Origin of the sequence: Zhongshania sp. (assembly GCF_041584495.1) — a bacterium.
Lineage (GTDB): Bacteria > Pseudomonadota > Gammaproteobacteria > Pseudomonadales > Spongiibacteraceae > Spongiibacter.
On the sequence record NZ_JBFHDY010000317.1, the window covers coordinates 1 to 1,133 of the forward strand.

2 protein-coding genes are annotated in these 1,133 nt (G+C 48.9%); both read left to right on the plus strand.

Annotation, left to right across the window (positions count from 1 at the left end):
- The first annotated feature begins 56 nt into the window (after positions 1-56).
- Positions 57-452, plus strand: coding sequence for a 30S ribosomal protein S11 (gene rpsK / locus ABYP33_RS19495; protein WP_008248301.1), 396 nt, complete (start codon positions 57-59; stop codon positions 450-452).
- Between the two features lie 23 nt (positions 453-475).
- Complete coding sequence (gene rpsD, locus ABYP33_RS19500) at positions 476-1,096, plus strand: 30S ribosomal protein S4 (protein ID WP_373084752.1); 621 nt, start codon at positions 476-478, stop codon at positions 1,094-1,096.
- The last annotated feature ends 37 nt before the right edge of the window (positions 1,097-1,133 follow it).

Below are 1,133 nucleotides of genomic sequence, written 5' to 3' on the forward strand. Positions count from 1 at the left end.
CCTTTAGTGTAGCTACACCACTTGTGTAGTGTTGATATTAGAGATGGAAATAGAACATGGCCAAACCAGGCAAGCAACAAGCTCCACGGAAAAAGGTCAAAAAGACCGTCGTGGATGGTGTCGCGCATATACATGCGTCATTTAACAATACGATTGTTACTATTACTGATCGTCAGGGTAATGCATTGAGCTGGGCTACGGCCGGTGGCAGTGGTTTCCGCGGCTCTCGTAAAAGTACCCCTTTCGCTGCCCAGGTCGCTGCAGAGCGTGCTGGTAACGCCGCGAAAGATTACGGCTTAAAAAATCTTGATGTGCAAGTTAAAGGCCCAGGCCCAGGTCGCGAATCTGCGGTTCGCGCGCTGAACAATTGCGGCTACAAGATTACTAACATCACCGACGTGACGCCTATTCCGCATAATGGTTGCCGTCCTCCCAAGAAACGTCGCGTTTAATTAACAGTTGAGGAATACAGAAAATGGCTAGATATTTGGGCCCAAGCTGTAAATTATCCAGACGGGAAGGCACCGACCTGTTCCTGAAGAGTGGCGTACGTCCGCTGGATTCAAAGTGTAAAGCAGAAACTGCACCCGGTATGCACGGTGCACGTCGTGGTCGTCTATCTGACTACGGTGTTCAGTTGCGTGAAAAGCAAAAAGTGCGTCGTATGTACGGCGTTCTTGAAAAGCAATTCCGCGCTTATTATGCAAAAGCCGCTCGTCGTAAAGGTGCAACGGGTGAGAACCTACTGCAACTTTTAGAAAGCCGCTTAGACAACGTGGTATACCGTATTGGTTTTGGTTCTACTCGTGCCGAATCTCGTCAGTTGGTATCGCATAAGTCAGTGCTGGTTAATGGTAAAACGGTCAACGTTCCGTCTTACCAAGTTCAAGCTGGTGATGTAGTCAGTGTTCGCGAGAAAGCTAAGGCGCAATTGCGGATTCAGTCTGCGATTACTCTGGCCGCACAGCGCGGTGACTGCGCGTGGATCGACGTTAACGCCACTAAGATGGAAGGCGTTTTTAAGAGCGTGCCAGATCGTAGCGACTTGTCTTCAGAGATCAACGAACAATTGATCGTTGAGCTTTACTCGAAGTAAGTTAACCTCCGGACAAATCACTACAGGTGAATTATGC